The organism is Mucilaginibacter sp., assembly GCF_964263795.1.
Lineage (GTDB): Bacteria > Bacteroidota > Bacteroidia > Sphingobacteriales > Sphingobacteriaceae > Mucilaginibacter.
The window spans coordinates 21,773-29,619 of the sequence record NZ_CAXVWK010000122.1 but is presented as its reverse complement, the minus strand read 5'-3'; the positions used below and the strand labels follow the sequence as shown (position 1 = coordinate 29,619).

Here is a 7,847-nt window from a genome sequence, read left to right as displayed (position 1 = left end):
AACAGCTTATCAGTCCTATCAAACTCCTGCTGCAGGGAATAGATGCAATAAAGGACCAGGACTTTAATTTAAAGTTTTTACCCACGGGTAAACACGAGGTGGATGAATTAATAAACGTTTATAACCAAATGATAGATGAATTAAGAAATGAGCGTATCCGGCAGGAAGAGCAACACTTTTTTTTGGAAAAATTGATCCATACATCGCCAACGGGGATAGTGATATTAGATCACGATAACAACATCCGGCAGGTGAACCCTAAGGCAGCACAAATACTGGCATTTACTGAAAAGGAACTTGCCGGACAAAATATTCAAGAAGCGGCTAGCCCGGTGTTATTGCAGGCAGCCAACCTTAAAGCTGGTGATACGATTACCGTAATGCCGGATGGCATCAATACTTATAAACTGCAAAAAAGTAATTTTATAGATCGTGGCTTTCAGCGCGGATTTATTATGATGGAAGAGTTGACCGCCGAGATACTTGCGGCGGAAAAAAATGCATACGGTAAGGTTATCCGTATGATGGCCCATGAGGTTAACAATACTATCGGGCCGGTAAATTCTATTATACAATCGGCACTGGGCGCAGATAGCTTGTGGCAAACACAAGCGGACGATCAATTGAGTAACGCCCTGCAAGTAGCGTTTGACCGCAACCAAAACCTTAACCACTTTATGCGCAACTTTGCCGACCTGGTGAAGCTGCCGCCTGCGTTGAAAAAACCAACTGATTTGCCATTACTCGTTAAAGCTGTGCAAGAACTGATGGCTTTGAAAGCTAAGGAAAGAAATGTGCAGCTTTTGTTCGATCCGCCGGGTAGACCGGTCATTATCAATGCCGATGCCGAACAATTAGAACAGGCATTGATCAATATTATTAAAAACGCTATTGAAGCTATTGAAGCTATTGAAACAGGCGGAAGCGTTACGATCAGCATCAATCCTAAAACTAAGTTGCTCACGATAACAGATACGGGCAAGGGTATCAGCGATGAGGAAAGCGCCCAGCTGTTTTCTCCCTTTTTTAGCACCAAAAAAGATGGGCAGGGGATAGGGCTAACCTTAGTACGCGAAATACTGCTTAATCACGGTTACCAGTTTTCATTGAAAACAATCGGTAATAGTACAGTTTTCTCCATCAAATTTGCCTGAAGTCAACGCATGACTGTTAATCCATGTCCGTGATTGTAAAGAAGATTATCGAGATCCCGTTCGTTCATCAAAGGGGGTAGTTTACTAAAGTAAATCACGTATTATAACATACAGCATGTAAATTAATTAATAATTATACTTAATTATTGCAGATCAGTTTATATACTCTTGCGTGATCATTTCGAACAATTCTTTATTGTCCTTTGCCATATCCAAATTTTGATGCAAAAGAATCGTTAGATCCCCAAGAGGCATCGTTAGAGCTAATTCTTTAAGAAATGTAAAGGAGGATATTTCTATGCTCCCTAAGTTGTTCAAATGGTATAAAAGCAATAGGTCACGTTCCAGATGAGACAGATCAGGTGTTTTAGCAGCGACAAAAATTTCCGTAGTCAGCGCACGGATACTCATACATTGCTGAGGTGCATATTGCTCACCTATTAATTTGTAGATGACGTCCATTCTTAACAATTGTACCTGTATATCAGCTATGGATTCCAATATGGCGTGTTTTAGGTCTTGAAAGGAAGCACTTTCAGCCATTAAGGGCAGATTGGCTATCAGGTAAGTTTTTACGGAAAATATGTTGCCCAGCTGCATCAAAAAAACTTTTCTTAAGGAGCTTTCTTCTAGCATTAAGTGGCCATTAAAAATACGCATGTTCGATTTTTTTGTCATGGTAAGAGATTTGATAGTGAAGGAAGCTTGTAACGAAGAAGATTGTAAGCTGGCAGTTGATTCCTCAGGTGCCATTCCTGCCTTAATTTTATTCTGCCTTTCCGGCCGAATCGAAATCTAATCGGGGAATATATTTTCTCATCGTATGATACAAAACGTCAAGTTTAAATGGTTTATGGATATAATCATCAAACCCTGCCTGGTCGTAAGCTTCATTGATGTTAGCATTGCAGCTGGAGGCAATTACCGGCAAATGCGGGTATTTCAATTTAATCTCCTGTAGTACGCGCATACACTCGTTACCTTTGAGTTTAAAATCCAGCATGACCACATGTGGCTTCGTTTTTTCGATAATATCAATAAAATTTTCGTCGCAGCTCAAAAGCGGGTAGACGTTAAAACCGCCCTCAGTAAGTGCATAGCTGATCACATCCAGTAAATCACTGTCTGTTTCCTGTACAATAATAGTTTCCATAAATATCGATTTCTAGCGAAATCCAAAAAGGGAAAGAAACGTGCTAAGCTTGTCGCGGTCTTTGGGGTCCGTTCTAAGTTAGCACTATTACATTAGAAACCTATTAACCGATTCAGAAAAAGGTGAGAACATTATAAATAAATGTGTAAACGTTAAGTAACGTTTGTGAAAATATTAAATTAATTTCTAATAAGTTAATTTAAACAATCCTATTGCCGGCCTGTTTAACAATTAATAATAGCTTTTCCTAACCGTAGTTGCCGTTCCGCAATTAACAGATTTTTTAACTGCATTATAGTCATTTATTATGTTAGCAATGAATTATCGCGGCCCTTATAGGGTTAGGGCCGCCCAAAAACCGATACCCGAAATTCTTCATCCCGAGGATGCTATCGTAAGAGTTACCCGTAGCTGTATCTGCGGATCTGACCTTCATCTTTATCATGGGCTTGTACCAGACACGCGTGTTGGCTCTACTTTTGGCCATGAGTTTACAGGAATTGTTGAGGAAGTAGGGCCGTTAGTTCAAAACCTCAAAGTAGGCGATCATGTGTTGGTACCATTTAACATAGCCTGCGGCAGATGTAACTTCTGTAAGCAGGGGTTGTACGGCAATTGCCATGAATCAAACCCAATGGCTACTGCCGTTGGAGGTATATTTGGCTATTCGCACACGGCCGGAGGGTTTGACGGCGGGCAGGCCGAATATGTGCGCGTACCTTATGCAGACGTTGGCCCAACAGTTATACCGGCTGATATGGACCCGGATGATGCCGTTATGCTTACTGATGTGGTGCCAACAGCATACCAGGCAGCCGAAATGGGTGGAATTAAAGAGGGCGATACTGTAGTTATTTTTGGCGCAGGGCCAATTGGAATTATGGCGGCGCGTTGTGCCTGGTTCTTTGGGCCCTCAAGGGTAATTGTTATAGACCATATTGATTACCGTTTGGAATTCGCAAAAAACTATGCGAAATGCGAAGTGTATAACTTTAAATCATTGGAAGACCCTGTGCTTTTTCTTAAAAAGACAACTGACTGGTACGGCGCGGACGTTTGTATTGATTGTGTAGGCTGCGAAGCTGAAGGTAACACTTTACAAACATTAAGTGGCAGGGTGGGCTTGCTTCAGGCAGGAGCGGCCACTGCGCTTCAGTGGGCCATTAATAGCGTTAAAAAAGGCGGCATAGTTTCTATTGTTGGCGTTTACGGCCCACCGTTTAACCTGGTGCCTATTGGTAATGTAGTCAACAAAGGCATCACGATAAGGGCCAATCAAGCTTCAGTAAAACGGTTGTTGCCAAAGCTGATAGATCATGTACAATCAGGAAGGTTGAAACCGAGCGAACTTATAACGCACCGCATACCTCTTGAAGAGATTAGCGATGCGTATAACATCTTTTCGTCAAAACTGGACAACTGCATAAAAACCGTACTAATACCATCTAATAAATAAAGTTATGTTATCAGAAAAATATAAAGATATACCTGGATGGGGAATGGATGCCGATCCGGAAAATGAGCCCACTTATCCAATGAAGCATTATACAGGCGATGATCATAAGCGGCTTAATTATGAAAGGTCTGAGCAGCAGCATGCTGATGTGGAAATTTTACAGTCAAACGAGCGGCCGCGGCTTAGTGCGGTATTTGGAACTACCGTACCGCCATCAGGACTTAGCGGTATTATCAGGCGATATGCCTTTCAACACAGCGAAGACCGTTACCGGCATTGGCTGCCATTAATATTGGCAGATAGGATAAATGCAGTTGAGGGGTACATTGAGGATTTGAAAGGTGGACATGTTCCAAATCTCTTTAATGAGCACGGTTTTAAATCATCGTGGAAATACAACAAGCCCGCGGTAATTAAAAAGTTATTTGTAGGCGGCATAGTGGTAGCGGTTATTTGGTCATCATTAAGGAAGAAAAAATGACATCAAGGAGATTGGTCAAATTTAGGCTAGTTTAAAGGCTAAGTAGATTTTAGATTAAACACGCTTTTGTAACGCTATTGGTTGCATTTGCCACATAAGCAGGTTGACCGCTATGGAAATTAAAAACAAAGAGAGCTGTTATACAAATGGCTCTCTTTGTTTTAGTTATTTATCGTAAGCAATTTGCAGTTTATCGCCAACTTTCTGTATTTCCATATAATGATGTTTTAATATAGGCAATGTCTTCACGGCAAATGCCTTTATCTGCGGGTCGGGCGATGCTGAAGCTGCATGCTCAAACAGCGCGATGGTTTTTTTTGTGGGTATCCTAAACTTTGTAATTTTTTGGTTTGATATAGCTAAAAACAAAAAAACCCTGTAAATCAGATATTAAAAACAAATTGATCGCTTCGGGTGCGACCGAAAAATCCTTCTCGCTTCTGACAAAAAGTTTAGTTATTTCCCTAGTTATTCTTGCAGTAATTATGATCGTAGCTTTAGCCGGCAGCTGATCAGATATTTTCTCCATTAATATCATGGCTATAAAGTCGTGATATGGGCTTTCTTAACAGGCCAATTGCCTTTTATAGGTTAAAACCAAACATTTTGCAAGCTCTGTTTTTCCATAGGTGATAAGCCAACCCATTTATGATAAGTTATAAACAGGAGTAACAACCAAGTCTGTTTTCCATTGACCAGGCTCTGACGGAAGTAACTTGAGTATAATATAAATAAAGTATGCCCAACCCGATAACGATAAACAGGATATAAATATTTAGAATCGAGTCAACTCATCATCGCTCGCTTGATAATTGAGTATATTGATTTAACCAGGCAATACTCGCTGACAGTGGTTTTGATAAGACAGGTAATGTATTTTTTATGTTCCCTGAAACCTACAAGCATTCGTGGTGTTTTACACCCAAATAACTATGGCAAAAAACATCAAGGTAGTCCAATGTCCCCATTGCGGCAGCATTCAAAAAACGGAGATCAAACCCGATTTCTTTAAATGTGATAGCTGCGGTACCGAATATTACCTGGATGATGATGATATTAATGTCAATATCAATTATAAGCACGAACAGCCAGTAACAGACGATTCCGGTCAAAAAAGGAAGATCACTATCGCCGCAATTATCATAGGCTGTTTGATTCTGTTCTGGCTTTTCAGTATGATATTTATCAACAATAAGTCTACGACACCCGCAACCGTTGAACATCAGGAAATCGTAGTCGATACACCTGCGGTAAAGCAAAAGCCGCCTTACGACTACCGGGCGCGAGTGCTGTATACCAACACCCAAAATGGCCAACCTGTTTTAATGCGCCTGGCCAGGGAAACGATTACCGGTGCCGACGGGCAAAGCACAGACTTTGAAAATCTGCGTTGTATTTTTATTGATCTTATTAAAAAGGAACAGCTGAGTGATGTGGTATTGCGTAAGCGGGAAAACAAGGGTGAAGGCTACAATTTTAACTTCCATACATTTAAAGATGGAACTATCTATATGATTTATAACGATGCTATCCTGTACCGTTTAAACCAGCAGGCCAATGCGCTGGTCAATGTCACCAATGATCTGATCAGCCGGCACCATGAGCTGAGCGCCGGGATAGCCAGTATCAGTTATAATGATTATTCCCTCACCATGATCACCATTGATGGTGATAAGCTGTATTATATACCTACGATGGGGCGTTTGTTTAAAGATTTTGACCAGATGGAAAGGATGTGGTATGCTAACGACAGGGCTGTTTACTACGAATTCAGGAAAGATAAGCTGGATGATATCAGTCAGCTGCTGCTTAAGATCACACCCGTAGGACAGGTAGACCAGGTACAGTATGAAAAAATACTGCCTAACCGGAAGTTCTTTACTCCGGTGATACTATACCAGGATAAAACGAATTTATTGATAGCCGCCAATATCAATTACAGCTCACCGCTGGTCAGCATGCAAAGTTTGAACGCTAAAGGCCAAATCAAATGGACGCTGCCCCCTAAGGCTTATAAATTTGAATTGGCTACCAAGTGTAAACAAGGCTATGCTATTAATTACCGTTTAGGCGAAACTGAAGGTGTATATATCATTTCTGCCGATGGAAAAATGTTGGCTGATTATGTGATATCAGATAAATGACGGCGTATTTATCATAGCTATTCAACGCTAAATTAACGGGCATTAAAACATTTGCCAGTACCTTATGTTGCTTAAACAAGCCCTGATGATCACATTATAGTTACGATTAAGCCCTAAATCTTACCTGTTTTAATTTAATGGCCAAGGAGATCAAAGTAATACAATGTCCTAAATGCGGGAGCACCCAAAAGGTGGAATTGAAGCCCGATTACTTCCAATGCCAAAACTGCAATACCGGGTATTTTTTGGATAATAATGATATTAATATCAACCATAATTACAACCACACTACACCCGTTAATAGCCCGGCACCGGTTACCAATACGGACAGGCTAAAACAAATGGTCTGGACGGCCTTCGTAGTCCTACTCGTTTTGTTTGCTATTGCCAGGTGGGCTGTAACCTGTAATACCCCAAACCAACCAGCAGGTTCGGTAGCCGGTGCGCTTAGTAGCCAAAAAGAGTATAACTGGTGGCATCAGGATGCGCTTACGTATATCGTGCCCAGCCAGAAACTGATCTCGGTAGTTGCGGGCCAGCGCGATTACATGGGCGACAACAGCGAAAAACTCAGCGGCGCCTATGTGAGTTTTTATGACTTGCTGCAAGGAAAGGAATTGAAAGGTCAGCGCTTAACCAACATTAACAGCAAGTCCGATGGGGACTATAAAATGAAGAGTTTCGCCAACGGCGATATATATATATATCATTATTGATAAAACCGTGGTTTACGCGGTAGATAAAAGTTCGTATACGGTTAAAGATGTGACCAAAGCGGCATTTCAAAAACAGACCGAGCTGGTGAGCGGGATTGCCAATGTTGAATTTATATTTGATCACTATGGCGATGGCTTTAACATCACCACCAATGACGGCCAGCAACTGTACTATTTTCCCATCATCAATAAAGTATACACCAAAGATGAACTGAATAAAGCGGAAGAAACTTTTGCAACATTGTTGCCAGGTACAAAAGATAAAGCTGGTTTTGCGTTTTCCAACGCTAGTAATGATTATCCTGAAGAAAAGAGGCAACTGATCAAATTTGTTTACAAGGATAATAATGGCGGCCCGAAAGAAGATCCAAACTTTGAATGGGCTACAGCCTACAGCGCTTTGGGTCAAAAAAGCAAGGTATTTACCAATAAAGACCGTTACCGTTTGGTAAGCTATGATGATTTTACGCCGGGCCGCATGTACTTTGATCCCTACGTACTGTTTTCAAGCGATGATTATGTGCTGATCAAATATAAAAAAACGGCCGCCGAAAAATCGCCGGTAGCTGTTCAGTGCCTCAGTGCTAAAACCGGCGCTATTGTTTTTACGACATCGTTAACAGAAGACATCGACCCGGATGGTGCCATTAAATACCGGGACGGCTTTGTGATCAAAAGTTTTTTTACAGCTACTGCAGTCGGCATGGACGGCAGGATAATTAAAATATTTAAAATGAATTAAC

The 7,847-nt window shown here is 41.2% G+C and carries 9 protein-coding genes; 6 read left to right on the top strand and 3 right to left on the bottom strand.

Annotated elements, in window-relative coordinates:
- Nucleotides 1-1,154, top strand: a 1,154-nt coding sequence (locus tag ACE5CV_RS19540) for a PAS domain-containing sensor histidine kinase (RefSeq protein ID WP_374951887.1), incomplete at its 5' end; no start/stop codon positions are given.
- Nucleotides 1,155-1,307: 153 nt separating this feature from the next.
- Here the strand turns inward: ACE5CV_RS19540 and ACE5CV_RS19535 are convergent.
- Nucleotides 1,308-1,907 (bottom strand): DUF892 family protein, encoded by a 600-nt coding sequence (locus ACE5CV_RS19535; RefSeq protein WP_374951886.1) that lies wholly within the window; start codon nucleotides 1,905-1,907, stop codon nucleotides 1,308-1,310.
- A 13-nt stretch (nucleotides 1,908-1,920) separates the two neighbouring features.
- Nucleotides 1,921-2,307 (bottom strand): response regulator, encoded by a 387-nt coding sequence (locus ACE5CV_RS19530; RefSeq protein WP_374951885.1) that lies wholly within the window; start codon nucleotides 2,305-2,307, stop codon nucleotides 1,921-1,923.
- Between the two features lie 307 nt (nucleotides 2,308-2,614).
- On the opposite strand from ACE5CV_RS19530, the gene ACE5CV_RS19525 reads away from it, so the two are divergent.
- Together ACE5CV_RS19525 and ACE5CV_RS19520 are read left to right on the top strand one after the other, a co-directional pair.
- Nucleotides 2,615-3,763 (top strand): zinc-dependent alcohol dehydrogenase, encoded by a 1,149-nt coding sequence (locus tag ACE5CV_RS19525; protein WP_374951884.1) that lies wholly within the window; start codon nucleotides 2,615-2,617, stop codon nucleotides 3,761-3,763.
- A 4-nt stretch (nucleotides 3,764-3,767) separates the two neighbouring features.
- Complete coding sequence (locus ACE5CV_RS19520; protein ID WP_374951883.1) at nucleotides 3,768-4,244, top strand: hypothetical protein; 477 nt, start codon at nucleotides 3,768-3,770, stop codon at nucleotides 4,242-4,244.
- A gap of 165 nt (nucleotides 4,245-4,409) precedes the next feature.
- Here the strand turns inward: ACE5CV_RS19520 and ACE5CV_RS19515 are convergent, their stop codons facing one another.
- Nucleotides 4,410-4,613 carry a DUF4142 domain-containing protein gene (locus ACE5CV_RS19515; protein ID WP_374951882.1) on the bottom strand — a complete coding sequence of 68 codons (204 nt, stop codon included), beginning with the start codon at nucleotides 4,611-4,613 and terminating at the stop codon, nucleotides 4,410-4,412.
- A gap of 563 nt (nucleotides 4,614-5,176) precedes the next feature.
- On the opposite strand from ACE5CV_RS19515, the gene ACE5CV_RS19510 reads away from it, so the two are divergent.
- The 3 genes from ACE5CV_RS19510 (at nucleotide 5,177) to ACE5CV_RS19500 (ending at nucleotide 7,846) form a co-directional block, all read left to right on the top strand.
- Nucleotides 5,177-6,388: a hypothetical protein gene (locus ACE5CV_RS19510; RefSeq protein ID WP_374951881.1), complete on the top strand. Its 1,212-nt coding sequence runs from the start codon at nucleotides 5,177-5,179 to the stop codon at nucleotides 6,386-6,388.
- A gap of 137 nt (nucleotides 6,389-6,525) precedes the next feature.
- Nucleotides 6,526-7,104: a hypothetical protein gene (locus ACE5CV_RS19505; RefSeq protein WP_374951880.1), complete on the top strand. Its 579-nt coding sequence runs from the start codon at nucleotides 6,526-6,528 to the stop codon at nucleotides 7,102-7,104.
- Nucleotides 7,105-7,111: 7 nt separating this feature from the next.
- Nucleotides 7,112-7,846: a hypothetical protein gene (locus tag ACE5CV_RS19500; protein ID WP_374951879.1), complete on the top strand. Its 735-nt coding sequence runs from the start codon at nucleotides 7,112-7,114 to the stop codon at nucleotides 7,844-7,846.
- Nucleotide 7,847 lies beyond the last annotated feature (1 nt).